Source organism: Oceanimonas marisflavi, assembly GCF_003049725.1.
Taxonomy (GTDB): domain Bacteria; phylum Pseudomonadota; class Gammaproteobacteria; order Enterobacterales; family Aeromonadaceae; genus Oceanimonas; species Oceanimonas marisflavi.
In genome coordinates this window covers 54,253-71,673 of the sequence record NZ_QAGM01000001.1, presented here as the reverse complement: position 1 = coordinate 71,673, position 17,421 = coordinate 54,253, and the positions used below count along the sequence as shown (strand labels likewise).

At 59.9% G+C, this 17,421-nt stretch carries 15 protein-coding genes; 5 read left to right on the top strand and 10 right to left on the bottom strand.

The window, feature by feature from the left end; all coding sequences use genetic code 11:
- The first annotated feature begins 75 nt into the window (after positions 1–75).
- On the top strand, positions 76–693 hold the full coding sequence (locus tag DA373_RS00310; protein WP_107850604.1) for an ankyrin repeat domain-containing protein: 618 nt from the start codon (positions 76–78) through the stop codon (positions 691–693).
- 28 nt (positions 694–721) lie between these two features.
- Positions 722–1,912, top strand: coding sequence for a cyanate transporter (locus DA373_RS00305; protein WP_107850373.1), 1,191 nt, complete (start codon positions 722–724; stop codon positions 1,910–1,912).
- Here DA373_RS00305 and DA373_RS00300 read toward each other — a convergent pair.
- From DA373_RS00300 to doeA, 9 genes are all read right to left on the bottom strand, one after another.
- Positions 1,903–2,772: a DMT family transporter gene (locus DA373_RS00300; protein ID WP_198650187.1), complete on the bottom strand. Its 870-nt coding sequence runs from the start codon at positions 2,770–2,772 to the stop codon at positions 1,903–1,905. The genes DA373_RS00305 and DA373_RS00300 overlap by 10 nt on opposite strands.
- A gap of 146 nt (positions 2,773–2,918) precedes the next feature.
- Entirely contained in the window at positions 2,919–3,713 is a 795-nt protein-coding gene (locus tag DA373_RS00295) for a maleate cis-trans isomerase family protein (protein ID WP_107850371.1), read from the bottom strand.
- 107 nt (positions 3,714–3,820) lie between these two features.
- Positions 3,821–4,765 (bottom strand): cyclodeaminase, encoded by a 945-nt coding sequence (locus DA373_RS00290; protein WP_107850370.1) that lies wholly within the window; start codon positions 4,763–4,765, stop codon positions 3,821–3,823.
- A gap of 39 nt (positions 4,766–4,804) precedes the next feature.
- The gene (gene eutB / locus DA373_RS00285; RefSeq protein WP_107850369.1) at positions 4,805–5,797 is read right to left on the bottom strand and encodes a hydroxyectoine utilization dehydratase EutB; all 993 of its coding nucleotides are present in this window, start codon (positions 5,795–5,797) and stop codon (positions 4,805–4,807) included.
- Positions 5,798–5,906: 109 nt separating this feature from the next.
- Positions 5,907–7,313 carry an aspartate aminotransferase family protein gene (locus DA373_RS00280; protein ID WP_198650186.1) on the bottom strand — a complete coding sequence of 469 codons (1,407 nt, stop codon included), beginning with the start codon at positions 7,311–7,313 and terminating at the stop codon, positions 5,907–5,909.
- A gap of 56 nt (positions 7,314–7,369) precedes the next feature.
- Complete coding sequence (locus DA373_RS00275; RefSeq protein WP_107850367.1) at positions 7,370–8,887, bottom strand: NAD-dependent succinate-semialdehyde dehydrogenase; 1,518 nt, start codon at positions 8,885–8,887, stop codon at positions 7,370–7,372.
- A gap of 207 nt (positions 8,888–9,094) precedes the next feature.
- Entirely contained in the window at positions 9,095–9,574 is a 480-nt protein-coding gene (locus DA373_RS00270) for an Lrp/AsnC family transcriptional regulator (RefSeq protein ID WP_107850366.1), read from the bottom strand.
- Between the two features lie 98 nt (positions 9,575–9,672).
- Positions 9,673–10,674 (bottom strand): N(2)-acetyl-L-2,4-diaminobutanoate deacetylase DoeB, encoded by a 1,002-nt coding sequence (doeB, locus tag DA373_RS00265; protein ID WP_107850365.1) that lies wholly within the window; start codon positions 10,672–10,674, stop codon positions 9,673–9,675.
- Positions 10,675–10,680: 6 nt separating this feature from the next.
- Positions 10,681–11,868, bottom strand: a complete 1,188-nt coding sequence (doeA, locus tag DA373_RS00260) for an ectoine hydrolase DoeA (protein ID WP_107850603.1) — start codon at positions 11,866–11,868, stop codon at positions 10,681–10,683.
- Positions 11,869–12,650: 782 nt separating this feature from the next.
- Here doeA and DA373_RS00255 point away from each other — a divergent pair.
- The 3 genes from DA373_RS00255 (at position 12,651) to DA373_RS00245 (ending at position 15,721) form a co-directional block, all read left to right on the top strand.
- Complete coding sequence (locus DA373_RS00255) at positions 12,651–13,787, top strand: TRAP transporter substrate-binding protein (protein ID WP_232821149.1); 1,137 nt, start codon at positions 12,651–12,653, stop codon at positions 13,785–13,787.
- Between the two features lie 69 nt (positions 13,788–13,856).
- Positions 13,857–14,417: a TRAP transporter small permease gene (locus DA373_RS00250; RefSeq protein WP_107850363.1), complete on the top strand. Its 561-nt coding sequence runs from the start codon at positions 13,857–13,859 to the stop codon at positions 14,415–14,417.
- Between the two features lie 17 nt (positions 14,418–14,434).
- Entirely contained in the window at positions 14,435–15,721 is a 1,287-nt protein-coding gene (locus DA373_RS00245; RefSeq protein ID WP_107850602.1) for a TRAP transporter large permease, read from the top strand.
- A gap of 117 nt (positions 15,722–15,838) precedes the next feature.
- On the opposite strand, the gene nhaC is transcribed toward DA373_RS00245, so the two are convergent.
- Complete coding sequence (gene nhaC, locus DA373_RS00240) at positions 15,839–17,311, bottom strand: Na+/H+ antiporter NhaC (protein WP_107850362.1); 1,473 nt, start codon at positions 17,309–17,311, stop codon at positions 15,839–15,841.
- Positions 17,312–17,421 lie beyond the last annotated feature (110 nt).

The window sequence follows — 17,421 nt, the reverse complement described above, 5'->3', positions numbered from 1 at the left end:
ACCCACCGGTAACAAGGAGCCGCTATGCTGCCTTCATCGTTATTTGTTCATTTTGTCTGGCTGGGAGCCTTGCTGATGTCTGTGGTAACGATGGCCGGCGAGCCGGAACAACAACTGCGGGCGGCGGCCATCAATGGCGATGCCCCGCGCATTAGCACGCTGCTGGACGCCGGCGCCAAACTTGAAAGCCGGGACGACAATGGCCGCACCGCGCTGATGCTGGCTACCCGCCATCACCGGGTGGAAGCGGCCCGGGTGTTGATCGAGGCCGGCGCCGATGTGAACGCCAAGGATGATATTCACGACAGTCCCTACCTGTATGCCGGCGCCAGTGGCTATAACGACATTCTTGAACTGACCCTGGCCCACGGCGCCGATCTGGCCAGCACCAACCGCTATGGCGGCACCGCCCTGATTCCCGCCGCCGAGCGCGGCCATGTGGAGACGGTGAACATGCTGATTGCGGCCGGGGTGAATGTGGATCACATTAACCGGCTGCACTGGACCGCGCTGATGGAAGCCATTGTGCTGGGGCAGGGCGGGCCGGAACACACCAAGATTGTGGCGCTGCTGCTGAAGGCGGGCGCCGACCCCAATATTGCCGATGCCAACGGCATTACTCCGTTGCAGCATGCCCGGAAGCTGGGCTACACCGGCATGGTGCAGCTGCTGGAGCAAGCCGGCGGCCGCTGATATTTAACCTTGTAACCGGAACCCATAAATGACGTCTCAATCCCGCTCTTTTGCCGCCGAACAGGGCGCCATGCTGCTGCTGGTGGTGCTTGTTGGCCTTAACCTGCGTCCCTTTATTACCGGCCCTGGCCCGGTGATGGAAATGATCCGCACCGGCACCGGCCTCAGTTATGTGGGCATATCGCTGCTCACCCTGCTGCCCTTTTTGCTGATGGGGGTGGGCGCCTTTGTGTCGCCGGGGTTGCAGGCCAGGTGGGGCACCCGCCGGGGCCTGCTTACCGCCCTGGCGCTGCTGATGCTGGGCTCGGCCCTGCGGGGTGTTGCCGATAACGGCGTTACCCTGCTGTTTACTGCGCTGCTCTGTGGCATGGGCGTGGCCTTTGTGCAGTCGGTGTTTCCCGGCATTATCAAGCAGCAGTTTGCGGGGCGCATGGCCATGGTTACCGGCCTCTATTCGGCGATGATCATGGGCGGCGGTGCCTTTGGCGCCCAGCTTACCCCCTGGCTGGCGGGCGTTGAAAATAACTGGCAGCAGGCGCTGGCCTGGCTGGCGTTGCCGGTGGCCCTGGCCTGGTGGTGCGCCCACAAGGTGCTGGCGGAGCAGGGCGGCAAGCGGCCCGAGCCGGGGCTGGCGAGGCGCCTGCTGGCCCGGCCCCGCACCTGGCAGCTGATGCTGTGTTTTGGCTTTGTTAACGCCGGTTACTCCACCATGGTGACCTGGCTGGCGCCCTATTATCAGCAACTGGGCTGGAGCGCGGCGAGCAGCGCCGGCCTGGTGTCGGTGATGGCGGTGGCCCAGGCGGTGTCGGCGGTGGGCATTACCCTGCTGGCCCGGGGCCAGGATCGGCGCCCCTGGCTGTGGCTGACCCTGTTGCTGCAGCTCACCGGCTTTGCCGGCCTGTTGCTGCAGCCGGAGCTGGCGCCCTGGCTGTGGGTGGCGGTGTGTGGTGCAGGGCTGGGGGGCAATTTCTCCATGTCGCTGGTCACGGCGCTGGATCACCTGCCGGTGCCTCAGCAGGCGGGCGTGCTTACCGCCCTGATGCAGGGGGGCGGCTTTTTGCTGGCGGCCCTGGGGCCGCTGGCGGTGTCGTTGCTGCTGGAAAGCACCGGCACCTTTGCCGCCGGCTGGACCCTGCACCTGGGGCTGGTGTCTGTGGTGCTGCTCACCACATTGCGCTTTAACCCGCGCCGCTACGGCCAGGCCATGGCTCAGGCCTGATCACATATGACCGGTGCCGCACGCCGCGGCGCCGGCAGGCGTTGCAGCAACAGCGCCAGCAGCACCACCAGGCCGCCCATCCAGGCCTGCTCACCGGGCGCTTCGGCCAGCACCAGCCATACCCACAGCGGCCCAAGGATCATTTCCAGCATCATCAGCAGACCCACTTCCGCCGCCGGCAGGTAGCGCGGCCCCTGGGTGATCAGGGCATAGGCCAGGGGCACCACACCCAGGCCGAGCAGGGCCATCCACAGCATGTCCTCGGCGGGCATGGTCAGGGTGGGGGTCTGAAACAGGGCAAACAGGCTCACCAGCAGGCCGGCGGGCACCAGCGCCGGGGTCATGTTGGCGGGGCTGGCGGCCCGCTCCACCACGAACTTGGCGGCCATGCTGGCGGCGCACAGCAGGGCGGTGAGATCCCCAAGCAGGTGGCCCTCATGCTGGCTGCCGGAAAACACCAGCGCCAGCCCGCCCATGCACAAGCCGATGGCCAGCCAGGTGCGGCCGGACACGCTTTCCCGCAGCACAAAGCGGCTGAGCAGGGCGCCGATCAGCGGCGCGGCGCTGAGAATGATCAGGGTATTGGCCACGCTGGTCAGCCGGATTGAGATCACAAAGGTCACGGTGCAAATGGCATAAAACAGCGCCGAGCCCAGGCCAAGGGAAATCAGCCTGCCGGTGGGGCGGTAACGGCGGGCCCGCCACAGACAGGCGGTGCCGATGCACAGGCTGAGCAGCAGGCCGCGCCAGAACAGCAGGGTCCAGTGATCGGCGCTGATCAGGCGAATAAGCAGGGCGTCCAGACTGAGCACGGCCACCCCGGCCAGGGTCAGAATAACTCCTTTGTTGTGAGGGGACATGGCAGCCTCCGCAAGCATGAAAACGAAGGCAAGCATGCCGGATTTACCGGGGGTAAATTGTGCTGAGAGCGGCCGGATTGATGACGGAAACGACGCTTCTGTATACCGTCAGCATGTTCACCATCGGTGACAGCGTGCTCCGTGGTTTATCGCCTGCTTTCTTGCGCCGTCTGACGCAGCAGCCGTCCAAAGCCGGGAATATTCGGCTGACAGCCGGCAAGGTGCAGCGCATGCCAGAACATGGCCTGGTTGGCGCTCACCATGGGCAGGTTGACACACTGCTCAAGCTGCTCCAGCACCGGGAGTGCCCGCAGGTTGGTGCAGGACAGAAAAACCCCGTCGGCCCGGCGGTTCTTCAGCATGGCGACTATTGCCCCCACAATGGCATCGGGGTGAATGGCGGGCACATCGGTGTCCTGCCTGAGTGCAAAGGCGCCAAATGCCACCACTTCAAACCCGGCCTGCTGCAGGGCCTGGTACAGGGGCCGGTTCACCTCTGTGGTGTAGGGAGTCAGCACCGCCAGCCGGCGAACGCCCAGATGGCGCAATGCCGCCAGGCTGGCTTGCCAGGGGTTGGTGGTGGGCAGGCCCGGCCGTTGCCGGGTCAGCCGTTCGCTGACGGCGTGGTTGCCAAGCAGCATGCTGGCCGAGGTGCAGCCAAAGGCCATCACATCTAGTGGCAGCCCGGGGGTAACCAGTCCGGCGGCACCGGCAATATGGTTGCCAATGGCCTTGAGTGATCCGGGGGTCATTTGGCTGTTGTAGGGCATGCGGGTGCTGTAGATGTCGATGCCTGGCCCGGCCAGCCGGCGCCAGTCGTTTTCCAGTATGTAATCGCTTGCCAGCTGCACCAGACCAATACGGATCTGTGCCCGGCGGGTCTCGTTGTAGAAGGGGTAAATCTGCTCCAGAGCGTCAAACGCGTCGCTGACGTGACTCATGCTGCGTATCCTTGCGCAATCACGGCCGAAGGGGAATCGGCCATTCCACAGGTGGCCGGGGCCGGCCACCTGTTCACCCTTGGTGATTGATGTTCGTGGTATCTGGTTCAGCCGGCCAGGCGGTCGGCGGTATAGTTGGCGATGGCGGTATCCTGCACGCCGGTGCCACTCAGATCGCACACGGTGATTTGCTCAGGATAGGTACGCAGCCGCAGTTGTTCGGCCACCACCTGACCCAGTTCAAATACCGGTTGGGTAAAGGGGCCGGGAAAATGATGCAGCTCGCCAATGACCTCCGATTGTGCCCGTCTGTCCACCACCAGCACGTCGGCATTGGCCAGAATGGCCGGCTCCAGCTCCTGCTTGTGGCTGTTGTCGGCGCCCATGGCGGTCACATGGGTGCCGGGGCGCAGATCGGCCCAGTGCAGCACCGGGCTGGAGGCGGGGGTGGTGGTCACTACTATGTCGGCGGCGGCACAGGCGGAGGCCGCGCTGGTGTGTATCGTGACCGACAATCCGTATTGCTGCACCATGCGCTTTTGGTAAGCCTCCATCTTGTCGGCGTTGCGGGCAAACACATGCACTTCCCGAATGGGGCGCACCAGGGTGAGGGCGGCCACCTGCAGTTCGGCCTGCAGGCCGGCGCCGATCACCGCCACGCTGTGGCTGTCTTCCCGGGACAGGTGCCGGGCGGCAACGGCACCGGCCAGGGCGGTGCGGATATTGGTCAGATAGCCTTCGTCAAACAGCACCGAGTCCACCAGCCCGGTTTTGGCCGAGAGCAGCACCATCAGGCCATTGAGGCTGGGCAGGCCAAGGCTGGGATTGTCGAAAAAGCCGGGGCTGATCTTGATGGCGAACCGGTTCTGGCCGCGAATATGGGCGGTTTTAACATCCACTTCGCCGTTACTTTCGCTGATATTCATGCTAAGCACCGGCGGCATGGATACCTCGCCCCGGCCCAGGGCGGCGAAGCCGGCTTCCACTGCCGCCAGCGCGTCCTCGGTCAGTCCGGTCACCTCGGCGATTTGCGCTTTATGATAAATGTTCATCTCTTGCTCCCAAATGAATATTCCGACAAGGTTATCTGCTCACGATGTGGCGGCGGCCAGGGCCCGGGCCTGGTCAAAGGTCTCCAGAGCCAGGTTCTGGCCGCTGACGATAAACACCACTTTTTTGTCGCGTACGTCCAGCCGGTGCTGCTCAATGGCGGCCACGCCAACCACGGCGGCGCCTTCCACCAGCATTTTTTCCTGCTCGGCAAAGTGCACCATGGCGCGGGCGATGGCGTTTTCGCTGACCAGGCAGGATCTGTCCATCACTTGGCGCACCGCGTTAAAGCTGTACTGGTTGTTCAGGCCGATGCCACCGCCCAGGCTGTCGGCCAGGGACTCGTATTCGGTGACCTGTATTGGCCGGCCGGCCCCGAGGCTTTCGATCATGGCGGCGCCCCTGTCCATGGACACGCCTATCAGTTCAACAGTAGGGTTCACGCTCTTGACCGCAATACCGATGCCGCCCAGCAGGCCGCCACCGGAAAGGCCGGCCAGGATGGTGTCCACCTCCGGCAGATCCTCCAGAATTTCCAGCCCTATGGTGCCCTGACCGGCAATAATGTCCGGGTGGTCAAAGGGCGGCAGATAGATCATGCCCTGCTCCTCAACCAGCCGTAAGGCCTCTACTTCGGCGTGATCCTGGGAGTTGCCGATAATGCGCGCTTCGGCGCCCAGTTCGCGAATGGCGGCCACCTTGTTGGCTGGCACCAGTCTGGACATACAGACGATGGTGCTGACGCCAAGCCTGCTGCCGGCGTAAGCAATGGCCCTGCCGTGGTTGCCGGTAGAGCAGGTGACCACACCGCGCCGGCGCTGCTCGGGAGTCAGTTTGCTCATGGCAAAGGTGGCGCCACGGAGCTTGAAGGCGCCAGTGGGCTGCAGGGTTTCCAGCTTGAGCCAGGCTTCGCAGCCGAAACGCCGGGACAGCGACTCGGAACGGATCAGCGGAGTCCGGACGACTCGGCCCTGCAAGGCCTGTCTGGCCAGGTAAACCTGATGCGGGCCGGGAATAAGGGGAGTTGCTGGCATGTATTTGCCCTTTATGGGTTGCTACCGCAAAAGCGAGGATCGATGAGCGATCCTCGCCTGGTTATTGCCTTACTGTGATCCGGCTGATGCCGGTGCTGAAAACGCCGGGTTATCTGGCGTTCCAGTCACCGCTGCTGATCAGCTTGTCGGTGACCTTGTTCACCGCGCGCAGGGTACGCTCAACGATGTCGTCCACCTCGTTGCGGGTGACCACCAGCGGCGGCGCAAAGCCCAGAATGTCGCCGTGGGGCATGGCGCGGGCGATCAGGCCCTGCTCCAGACAGGCGGCGGCAATTTGCGGACCCACCTTGAGGTTGGGATCGAAATGCTCCCTCTTGGCCTTGTTGCTGGAGAATTCCAGCGCGTGCAGCAGGCCCACACCGCGGCTTTCGCCCACCAGCGGGTGGTTGGCAAAGGTGTCCTGCATGCGTTGCTGCAGGTAGGCACCGGTGTCACGGGCATTACCGACCAGGTTTTCACGGGCGATAATGTCCAGGTTGCACAGGGCAGAGGCGGCCCCCATGGGGTGGCCGGAGTAGGTGTAGCCGTGGCCGATGGCGCCCCACTGATCGGTGCCCTGCTCCAGCACACGCCATACCTTCTCGCCCACGATCACGCCGGACAGCGGCTGGTAGGCGGAAGTCAGGCCCTTGGCCACGGTGATCAGATCCGGCTTCATGTCGTAATGGATGGAGCCGAAGTCGGAGCCCAGACGGCCGAAACCACAGACCACTTCGTCGGCAATCAGCAGAATGTCGTACTTGTCGAGCACCTTGCGGATCTCGGCCCAGTAGCCCTCGGGCGGCGGCACGATACCACCGGTGCCCAGTACCGGCTCGCCGATCATGGCGGCCACGGTATCCGGGCCTTCTGCCAGGATCATTTCTTCCAGTTTGGCGGCGCAGTACCGGGAAAACTCCAGCTCGCTCATGTTGTCGTCGGGACGACGGTAGTACACCGGCGCTATGGTGTGCTTGATGCGCTCCAGCGGCAGATCGAAGTGGGCATGGAACAGCGGCAGGCCGGTCATGGAGCCGGAGGCAATGCTGGAGCCATGGTAGCCCCGATCCCGGGAGATCACCTTCTTCTTCTGGGGCAGGCCGCGGGCGTTGTTGTAGTACCACACCAGCTTGAGCTGGGTTTCGTTGGCATCACTGCCGGACATGCCGTAGTACACCTTGCTCATGCCGGCCGGGGCCATCTTGATGATGCGGTCGGACAGCTCGATCAGCGCCTCGTTGGTGTGGCCCACATAGGTGTGGTAGTAGGCCAGCTTTTTGGCCTGCTCGTAGATGGCCTCGGCCATTTCGGTGCGGCCATAGCCGATGTTCACGCAGTACAGGCCGGCGAAGGCATCCACCAGCTCAACGCCTTCGGAGTCCTTGATGCGAATGCCCTCGGCGCCGGTGATGATGCGGCCGCCGACTTCACCATGGGCATATTGCTTCAGGTGAGTGGAGGCGTGAAACACGGTGTTGCGATCGATTTCGAGCAGTTTTTTGGTATCCATGGTCATGTTCAATACTCCTGTAATCAGTACGTTTCGTTGCTGTGTTATTCCATCTATCGGGTTCAGCTGCCGCTGACGGTGGGCATGCCGCCCAGGCAGTAATATTTGATCTGGCTGTATTCGTCGAAGCCGTGGCGGCTGCCTTCCCGGCCCAGGCCGGACTGCTTGACACCGCCGAAGGGGATCGGGTGGCCGGTCATTTTCACCGAGTTGACCGACACCATGCCGAACTCCAGGCCGCGCATCAGTTGCCAGATGTGGCGAATGTCGTGACCGTACACATAGGCGGCCAGGCCGTATTCGGTGTCGTTGGCCACGGGGATCAGCTCGTCGATGCTGTCGTAGGGCAGCACACCGGCCACCGGACAGAAGTTTTCCTCACGGAATACCTTCATCTCGGGGGTCACATCGGCCAGCAGGGTCGGCATGAAAAAGTTCTCGCCCGGCGCCTGGCTCTGGTCGCCGGCAATCAGCCGGGCGCCTTTGGCGAGGGCGTCATCGACAATGTCCCGGGCCTTGATCACGGCCTGACGAAAGATCAGCGGGCCCATGGTCACGCCGTCATCAAAGCCGTTACCCACCTTGATGGTGGCCATTTCGGCGGCAAAGGCGGCGAGGAAGGCCTCGTATTTGTCGCGCGGCACAAAAATGCGGTTGGCGGCCAGACAGTCCTGACCGGCGGTCTGGAACTTGGCGTCCACGGCGGCCTTGGCGGCGGCCGTAATGTCCATGTCGGGCAGCACAATAAAGGGGGCGTTGCCACCCAGCTCCATGGAGCATTTCTTGACGGTGGCGGCGGCCTGCGCCAGCAGCAGTTTGCCCACCCGGGTGGAGCCGGTGAAGGACAGCGCCTTGACCTTGTCGGACTGGCACAGCACGCCGCACACCTCGGCGCTGTCGCCGGGGATCACGTTGTAGACACCGGCCGGAAACCCGGCCCGCTCGGCCAGCTCGGCCAGTGCCAGCGCCGAAAACGGGGTTTCGTTGGCGGGCTTGACCAGCACGGTACAGCCAATGGCCAGGGCCGCTGCCGCCTTGCGGGTGATCATGGCATGGGGAAAGTTCCAGGGCGTGATCAGGGCGGCAACGCCGATGGGCTCGCGAAGGGTGGCCAGCTGGGCATTGGGAATATGGCTGGGAATGGTGTCGCCATAGGCCCGGCGCGCTTCTTCGGCAAACCAGCGAATAAAGGAAGCGCCGTAGTCGACTTCACCGCGGGCATCACTCAGGGACTTGCCCTGCTCCAGCACCATCAGGGTGGCCAGATCTTCCTTGTGCTCCAGGATCAGATCGTGCCAGCGCATCAGCACGGCGGCGCGCTCGTCGGCCATCAGTGCCCGCCAGGCAGGCAGGGCCTGTTCGGCGGCGTCAATGGCCTGCTGCACTTGCTGCGGCTGCAGCTGGGTGCAGTGACCAATCACGTCGTCAGTGGCCGGATTCAGCACCGCCACGTCCTGACTGGCGCCGACCCACTTGCCGTTGACATAGGCCAGCTCGCGTACCAGACGGGGATCCTGCAGGTAAGGCATAATGGCCTCGGTGACCTTGCTGTCGAAGTTGTGCTTCAGGGAAAGACTCATAAACACCACCGGTTTGTTATAGGGGTACAGGTTGTTGCTATGAGGTCATTCTAGGAGGGATGGGGGAGGGATACTTTTTGTTACCCGGGTGTAAAAGCCGGTGATCTTTCTTTAGTCGGTGTGAAAAAATGGTTTTTTTGCTGCAGAGTCCGAGGAACCGGTGAGCCGAAGGCAGAGAGCACCGGTTCTGTCCTGATGATGCCGGCGTTATGCCAGCACTTTGGGGGAGAACTCCAGCAGGGAAGACTGCTGTTTGATGGTTTTGGTCACGATATAGGTAAAGTAGCGCTCGATGCCGAGCCCGGAGGTGAGCCAGGTATCGATCAGCCGCTGATACTGATCAATGCCGTCACACATGACCCGCAGAATATAATCCACACCACCGCCGGTGGCGTAGCAGTCCACGACTTCTTCGCACTGCATCATGGCCTGTTCGAAAATACGAAAGGCGTCGGCATTGTGCTGTTTGAGGGTCACTTCCACCAGCACAGGAGAGCGCTTGAACAGCACTTCGGTGTTGATGCGGGCGCCGTAACCCTGAATGATGCCGGCATCTTCCAGCCGCTTGACCCGCTCCCAACAGGGGCTGAGTGACAGGTTGATGGCTTCGGCCAGCCCCGATTTGGTGATGCGGCCCTGCTGAGACAGTATTTGCAGAATTTTGATGTCGTAGCGATCCAGACGCATTGTTACTACCTGTTTACGTTTTTGAAAAATTTCCTGCAGTATACAAAGGGCCGCTGGTGGTCACTAGCGGCCCTTGTGGGAACAATTGCAATTTTTTATTAACAAGTCACGTCCACTGCCAGTACCGCAAAGGTATCACCGATATCGATCAGGGCAGGATGGCGGCGTCCGGCCAGAATGCCGTTGCGCCGGGCCCGGTATTCCGCCGGCGGTTGACCGGTCCGTTCCAGGGTATGGATGGAGGCCACCAGATCGCCCTGTCTGACCTCATCACCCAGCGCCACATGCATTTCCAGCAGGCCCTGATGTTCACTCATCATGTAGCAGGAGCCATCGGGCATGTCGAGCAGGCGCGGCGGCGTGTCGGGTAGCTGATACTCGCCTTGAGTAATACGGGCAAAGAGCAGGAAGTTATGCAGGCCCCGATCCACCATGGCAATGGTCTCCGGGGTACTGGTGCCACCGCCGCACAGTTCGGTGGTCACAAAGATCTTGCCCTGGGATTCCACCGCGGTGTCGTACAGCGAGGCGGTGTCGAGCTCGAACATCACCACCGTATTGGGGGCGCCAAACAGCCTGGCTCCCTCGATACAGGCGGCCTCCTGCGCGGGATCAGGCAATCGGTGGGCGGCGGAAAACGGAATAAAGTCGAGGGTCTTGCCACCGGAGTGAATATCAAGGGCATAGTCGCACATGGGCACCAGGTAACGGCTGAAATAGTCGGCGATGCGCTGTGTCATGGTGCCCGCCGGATCCCCGGGAAAACTGCGGTTCATGTTGCCCTGGTCGATGGGGGAAGTGCGGCTGCCGTTGCGCACGGCCGGATAGTTCATGGCCGGCACTATGATCACTCGCCCCTGCACCTGCTCCGGCTGCAGATGGTTGGCCAGCTTAAGCAGGCCGGTGATGCCCTCATACTCGTCGCCATGGTTGCCACCGGTGAGCAGGGCCGTGGGGCCCTCGCCATTTTTGATCACGGTGATCGGGATCATGATGCATCCCCAGGCCGACTGATCGCTGGAATAGGGCAGTTTGAGGAAACCGTGTTGTTTGCCGTCCTGTTCGAAATCCACGGTGGGCGTAATGGTGGTGGCCTGCATGAGTCGTTACCTCTTTACGAAAAGTTGGCGCGGATAGTTACACAGGGTTTCAACCCCGGTGTCGGTGATAACGATGCTTTCTGTGGTTTCTATACCCCAGTCGTCCAGCCACAACCCTGGCATGAAGTGGAAGGTCATGCCAGGTTTCAGAATGGTCTGGTCGGTATTGCGCAGGCTCATGGTGCGCTCGCCCCAGTCCGGCGGGTAGCTCAACCCGATGGGATAACCGCAGCGTGCCCCTTCCCGGTCGAAGCCATATTCCGCCAGGGTGGCGTTGAGTGCATCGGCAATATCGGCGCAGCGGTTGCCGGGTTTGGCTGCCGCCAGGCCGGCTTCCAGACCGGCATTGAGCGCCTCGGCACCACGCAGAAAGTCATCGTTTGGCTGACCCAGATAGATGGTGCGGGACAGCGGACAGTGATAGCGCCGGTGGCAGCCGGCGATTTCAAAGAAGGTGCCTTCATTGTGGTTGAACGGGCGCTCATCCCAGGTCAGGTGCGGGGCCGACGCATCCTTGCCGGAAGGCAGCATGGGCACAATCGCCGGGTAGTCGCCAAAGTGGCCGTCGTGGCCTTCCATTGCCACCCGGTATATTTCGGCCACCAGCCGGTTTTTGGGTAAACCGGGTTCGATCATGTCATAGGCGGCCTGGTGCATGTTTTCCACAATACGGGCGGCAATGCGCATGTATCTGAGCTCGGTTTCCGACTTGACGGCCCGGCACCAGTTAACCAGAGAGGTCGCGTCCACCAGTTTCGCCTCGGGCAGGTTTTCCGTCAGGGCCAGGTAGGCGGTAGGGCTGAAGTAGTAGTTGTCCATTTCGATGCCGATATTGCCACGGGCCCAGTCCCTGGGCTTGAGGATCTGGTTGGCCAGGTACTCCATGGCATGCAGTGGCGGATTCATCACGTAGTGGTCCGGATACCAGGTGATGTTTTCTTCCTGCAGGTAGACGGTGCGTTTGGCACCGTGAGAGTCCATCTGCCGGCCATACCAGATGGGCTCGCCGGCCATGCCGACGACCACAACCTGGGGAGTGTAGAACGACCAGCCGTCATAGCCGGTCAGCCAGGCAATATTGGATGGATCATGCACTATCAGGGTATGAATTTCGTGCCTGTCCATGGTGGCGCGCACTTTGGCCAGTCGCTGCTGATATTCTTCGATAGCGAAATTGAGTACATGGTTATGCATGGGGTATATCTCGGCAATAATAATCAGAACCACCCATCCCTGGCTTCCCTTCAAGAAAGTCAGTCAATGGCGTTTTTTGGCTTTTCGGGGAGGTGCGGTTGAGCCTGCAAGTTCGGCCGGCTCAACCGCACATCAGCGATCGAGAGGGAACCGACCTTGCATTCGAAGAATACGCCCCTGCGTCATGGCAGGCTGAAACGGGTGAGTTTGCTGGCAATATCCATCCATGTTTATTACCTCGTCAGGCATGCTGTCATGCTGGAGCAAACAATATGATTTTTGCATGGCCATTATTACAGGCTCCAGTTGAAGTATGCCCGGTCAAATAAGATTTAATCCTGAAAACAGCAAGGGTGAGCAGTCGATAGTAAAGACTGTCGGCAGCACTGGCTGGCTCGTTTCAGATGGCGCAAGTACACACCAGTTTATTTTGTGGTGTCAATCTCTTTATTTTTTCATGGTAATAAAAACCTGAGGACATTCTTAAAAGTGTGACGTGCCGCGCAGAGTGTGGTGAATATTATTTTTTTGTTCTTAGGGGTGGGCTTTATTTAAGCCCGGCGTGAGTTGCCCATTCATGAAACGGAAGCGGTTCCGGCGGCCGGCTCATCGTGATAGTGAGCTTCGGTAAACTCAGTAACGGCGTGGCTTTGGGCTACTTGTTGAGAGAGTGATCATGCTCTCATTCAGCACAGACTTTCTGTTGTGTGAGTCAATTACAGAAGAAGTCGCAAGCTGTTGGTGCTTTACACGAAAAAAACCTCAGCCGGCCCACGAGTAGTATGAGTGTTACAAAATTGTGGTGGCCCATGGCGAGTCGCGCTGGGGTGTTCGAGAAGCGAGCAGTTCACTTTTTACAGTTTTGCAATGTGGAACCAATCATCAGAAGGACTACTGATATGCGCAAAAAATCCCCAGGCCTGACTACCAGACTGTCCGTTGCCGCTCTGGCCCTGGCCTCACTGCAGGTGAGCGCGGCCACCTGGAAATATGCGATTGAGGAAAGCCTGACCGAAGTACAGGGCGTGTATGCAACCAGATTCAAGGAAGTGGTTGAAGCCAACTCCGGTCACAAGGTACAAATTTATCCGTTTGGCACCCTGGGGGAGTCTGTGGATGTGATGGAGCAGGCCCAGGCCGGAATACTGCAATTCGTGGATCAGTCTCCCGGCTTTACCGGCAGTCTTATCCCTGAGGCCCAGGTATTCCTGATGCCGTATGTCCTTCCTGAAAAAAAGAGTGAAATCAATTACTTTTTTAAAAACTCCAAAGTGATTAATGAGCACTTCCCCGCTCTGTATGCCGACAAGGGGCTGGAGCTGCTGACCATGTTCCCTGAAGGGCGAGTGCACATTACCACTCAGAAACCCTTTGAGACGCCTGCCGATCTGGACGGGGTCAAGGTCCGGGTGATGACGTCGCCGCTGCTGGTGGAAACCTACCGCTCGTTTGGGGCTGTGCCTACGCCACTGCCCTGGGGTGAAGTGTTCGGTGCCCTGCAGACCAAGATGATACAGGGACAGGAAAACCCCATGTTCTATATCGAATCCACCAAGATGTACGAAGTGAGCGAGGTGATAACCGACATTGGCCACAACATCTTTACTACCGCGGTAATGGCCAACAAGGATTTTTACGATGGGCTGTCGGATGACGATAAAGCATTGATTCAAAAAGCCATTGACGAAGCCAACGACTATGTTCTCAGCTATCAGCAAGGGCTGGAAAATGACTCGGTCGCCAGGATCAAGGCGGCCAGGCCGGGTGTCCGGTTTGTATCCCTGGACGAAGACAAGCGTGTGCTTTTCCGTGAGGCTTCCGCACCGGTCAAAGCCAGGTTTGTGGAGATGACCGGTGATTCCGGCAAGGCCATTCTCGAACAAATGGAAGCGGATCTTTTAGCTGCAACCGGCAAGTAATGTTATCACGGGGAGAGAGAACGAGATGTTTTCACCTCCCTGTTGATTTAGCAATCAAGGAGCTGCGAAATGATCTCACCTTCCGGTTTCATCAAGTCCTGCTATCACCAAATTATTGGTATTGTTAATAAGGTTGAAGGCGGCATTCTTATTTTTAGTGTGCTATTGATGGCAGCCAATAATATTGCCAATGTTGTGGGGCGTGTTGTTTTTAGTCAAAGCCTGTTCTTTGCCGAAGAGGTTAATAGTATTCTTATTATTCTGGTGACGTTTGCCGGCACCAGTTTCGCTGCCCGGCATGGCAGTCATATTCGAATGACGGCGATCTTTGATGCTATGCCTCAGAGAATACAGAAAGGCCTTATTGTTATTATTACCTTTGTTACCTCCGCCTGTATTTTTACTATTTTCTATTTTTCCGTGAAATACATACTATGGATTTCACCCAAGGGGCAGCTGCTGCCTGCATTGCAGATCCCGGTTTATACCATTTATTTATGGGTGCCGGTGAGCCTGTTTATGACCGGGCTGGAGTATTTTGTGGCCGGCATCAAGAACCTGTTCAACAGTGATATTTTCCTGGCCAGTGACGTGACCAGCGAAAAGTATGAAAACGTTGCGGAAATTTAGGGGCCGAGAGAATGGATATGACTTCTTTGATGTTGATTGCCATGGTGGGGCTGCTGTTGTTTGGCTTCCCCATGATGGTGCCCATGATGGTGGCGACGCTGATCGGCTTTTATGTGGAGTTTGGCGGTTTCGGTAACTCCCAGTTCATGATCCAGCAGATGTTTGCCGGAATCCGGCCAGCTTCGCTGATCGCCGTTCCCATGTTCATCCTGGCCGCGGATATCATGACCAAAGGACGCTCGGCCACCAAGCTCATCGATATGGTGATGGCCTATATCGGTCACTACAAGGGCGGGCTGGCAGTGAGTACCGCCGCGGCCTGCACCATGTTTGGCGCCGTCTCCGGCTCTACCCAGGCCACGGTGGTGGCGGTGGGCTCGCCACTGCACCCGAAGCTGCTTCAGAATGGCTACAAGGACTCGTTTTCCCTGTCGCTGATCATCAGTGCCAGTGGTATCGCCCTGCTGATCCCGCCCAGTATCGGCATGATCATCTATGGCGGCATCGCCCAGACATCCATTTCCGAGCTGTTTATTGCCGGCATCGTGCCCGGTTTGCTTATCCTGATGCTGTTTTCGCTATATTCGGTGTTTTTTGCCATTGATCAAAAGGTGCCGACCGTGCCCAGGGCCAGCCTGGCCGAACGGCTCAGGGTGACCCGTGACGCCGTCTGGCCCCTGGGGTTCCCCATCATAGTGGTGTTTGGTATCTACGGTGGCCTCTTCAGCCCAACCGAAGCCGCCTCCATGTGCGTGCTCTATGCCCTGCTGCTTGAGGTGGTCATTTTCCGGGAGCTGAAACCCCGGGATGTGCTGGACATTGCCAAGTCTACCGGGCTGATTACCGCCGTGGTGTTTATTCTGGTGGCGGCGGGCAGTGCTTTTTCCTGGGTGATCTCCTTCGCCCAGATACCTCAGGCGATCATGGCCGGACTGGGCTTGAATGAAACCAACGAGTTCGGTCTGCTGCTGGCCATCTCCATTGCCTTCTTCGTGGGATGCATGTTCGTGGACTCCATTGTCGTCATCCTGATCCTGGTGCCCATTTTTCTGCCCGAGATCGATCGCCTCGAGCTGGACAAGGTACTGGTGGGCATCATCATTACCCTGCAGGTGGCCATCGGCGCGGTGACCCCGCCGTTTGGCTGTAATATTTTTACCGCCGTGGCGGTATTTCGCCGGCGTTATGTGGATGTGGTGCGCGGCTCCCTGCCTTTCGTCTTGATCCTGGTGCTGGTAGCGGGTGGCCTTATCCTGTTCCCGCAGATGGCCCTCTTTCTGCGCGATCTGGCGTTCCCCAGGTAGCCACCGGCAGCCGTGGTTGCCGGCGGGGCCGCTGACAACGCGTCATCTCTGTCGTCACTTCCGGAGACAAAAAACGGGCCGTTCGGCCCGTTTTTGCATGTTAGGCAGCAATCCTGTTTATTTCACTGCCACCGGCTCGGCCAGGGCGGCCTCTTCCCGCTGCCATTGTTCTTTTTCCGCGGCCGAGGCTTTGGGGGAGAACCAGCCCAGGTGGGCGTAGGCCATGCCAATGAGCGGCGACAGCCAGCAGGCAAAGGCCAGGGGAATGTACAGCAGGTTTTCGGTATGGCCCTCGGCAATGCCCAGCCCCAGGGCGGTGATCACCACGGCGCCGCCGGCGTTCCAGGGAATGAGCGGCGAAATCAGGGTACCGCCCTCTTCACAGGCGCGGGACAGGTTCAGCGGCGAGTAGCCCCTGGCCTTGTAGGCGGGGGCATACATGCGTCCGGGCAGGGCAATGGACAGATAGGGGTCGCCGCCCACCACGTTGGTCATGGCCGAAGTGGCAATGGCGGAAGACTGCAGGGCGCCAAAGCTGTGGGTACGACCGAGAATTTTCTCCATGATGGCTTCCAGGCAGCCGGTGCGCTCCAGTACACCACCAAAGGCCAGCGCCACCAGCATCAGGGTAATTACCCAGGTCATGCTCTGAATGCCGCCGCGATTGAGCAAGGCGTCAATTTCGCGCACGCCCGTGTCTATCTGGTAGCCGCTGAACATGAATTCAAAGGCCTGTTGCAGGCCCACCCCCTGGGTCAGCATGGCGGTGGCCAGACCCAGCAGGGCGCCGGCAAACAGGGTGGGCAGGGCCGGCATTTTCTTCAGCGCCAGACCTATGGTCACCACCAGTGGCAGCAGCAGGGTCCAGGACAGGTCAAAGTGCTGATCCAGGCCGCTGATGATGTTCTCGATGCGGGCGAAGTCCACTGTCTGATCGCCGATAAAGCCAAATCCCGCCACCAGGTAAATGGCCAGGGAGATGAGCATGGCGGGTACTGTGGTGGGCAGCATGTTGCGAATGTGATCGAACAGATCCACCCCGGTCACGGCGGGGGCCAGGTTGGTGGTGTCCGACAGCGGTGACATCTTGTCGCCGAAGAAGGCGCCCGAAACCACGGCGCCGGCGGTCCAGTACATGGGAATGTCAAAGCCGTTGCCAATGCCCATCAGCGCCAGACCGACGGTGCCGGTGGTGCCCCAGGACGTGCCGAGCGACACCGACACCACGGCGCAGATCAGTACGCAGGCGGCCAGAAACAGTTCCGGAGAAATCAGGCTGAGGCCCAGCTTGATCAGGTAGGGCACGGTGCCGCTGGCAATCCAGATGCCGACGATCATGCCCACGATGATCAATATGCCCACCGACTGCAGGCCGAGACGCACCACGTGCATGATGCCCTCTTCCATGTCGTGCCAGCGGAAGCCGCGCAGCCAGCCGATCAGGGCGGTGATGGCCACGCCCATGGCGAGGGGAACATGGGGGGTGAAATTGCCGAAGTAAAACAGCTGCACGCCCAGCACCACAAAGGTGAGGGCGATGGGCAGGCAGGCCAGCCAGAAGCCGGGCTTTTGAGGGGCTTTTGTTGTCATGGTTCTCTCCTTGAGCCAGTGCCGGCCCGGCAACGGCCGGGCGGCATACAGATAACGGCTTCAGGCTAAGGGGAGAATGTATGACGTCGTTGTGCCAATTGTAAAAAGTT

What these genes read in the sequence shown, in the direction of transcription:
- DA373_RS00310 (WP_107850604.1), top strand. Translation starts at nt 76, where the DNA reads ATGTCTGTGGTAACGATGGCCGGCGAGCCGGAACAACAACTGCGGGCG.
- DA373_RS00305 (WP_107850373.1), top strand. Translation starts at nt 722, where the DNA reads ATGACGTCTCAATCCCGCTCTTTTGCCGCCGAACAGGGCGCCATGCTG.
- DA373_RS00300 (WP_198650187.1), bottom strand. Translation starts at nt 2,772, where the DNA reads ATGTCCCCTCACAACAAAGGAGTTATTCTGACCCTGGCCGGGGTGGCC.
- DA373_RS00295 (WP_107850371.1), bottom strand. Translation starts at nt 3,713, where the DNA reads ATGAGTCACGTCAGCGACGCGTTTGACGCTCTGGAGCAGATTTACCCC.
- DA373_RS00290 (WP_107850370.1), bottom strand. Translation starts at nt 4,765, where the DNA reads ATGAACATTTATCATAAAGCGCAAATCGCCGAGGTGACCGGACTGACC.
- eutB (WP_107850369.1), bottom strand. Translation starts at nt 5,797, where the DNA reads ATGCCAGCAACTCCCCTTATTCCCGGCCCGCATCAGGTTTACCTGGCC.
- DA373_RS00280 (WP_198650186.1), bottom strand. Translation starts at nt 7,313, where the DNA reads ATGACCATGGATACCAAAAAACTGCTCGAAATCGATCGCAACACCGTG.
- DA373_RS00275 (WP_107850367.1), bottom strand. Translation starts at nt 8,887, where the DNA reads ATGAGTCTTTCCCTGAAGCACAACTTCGACAGCAAGGTCACCGAGGCC.
- DA373_RS00270 (WP_107850366.1), bottom strand. Translation starts at nt 9,574, where the DNA reads ATGCGTCTGGATCGCTACGACATCAAAATTCTGCAAATACTGTCTCAG.
- doeB (WP_107850365.1), bottom strand. Translation starts at nt 10,674, where the DNA reads ATGCAGGCCACCACCATTACGCCCACCGTGGATTTCGAACAGGACGGC.
- doeA (WP_107850603.1), bottom strand. Translation starts at nt 11,868, where the DNA reads ATGCATAACCATGTACTCAATTTCGCTATCGAAGAATATCAGCAGCGA.
- DA373_RS00255 (WP_232821149.1), top strand. Translation starts at nt 12,651, where the DNA reads ATGAGTGTTACAAAATTGTGGTGGCCCATGGCGAGTCGCGCTGGGGTG.
- DA373_RS00250 (WP_107850363.1), top strand. Translation starts at nt 13,857, where the DNA reads ATGATCTCACCTTCCGGTTTCATCAAGTCCTGCTATCACCAAATTATT.
- DA373_RS00245 (WP_107850602.1), top strand. Translation starts at nt 14,435, where the DNA reads ATGACTTCTTTGATGTTGATTGCCATGGTGGGGCTGCTGTTGTTTGGC.
- nhaC (WP_107850362.1), bottom strand. Translation starts at nt 17,311, where the DNA reads ATGACAACAAAAGCCCCTCAAAAGCCCGGCTTCTGGCTGGCCTGCCTG.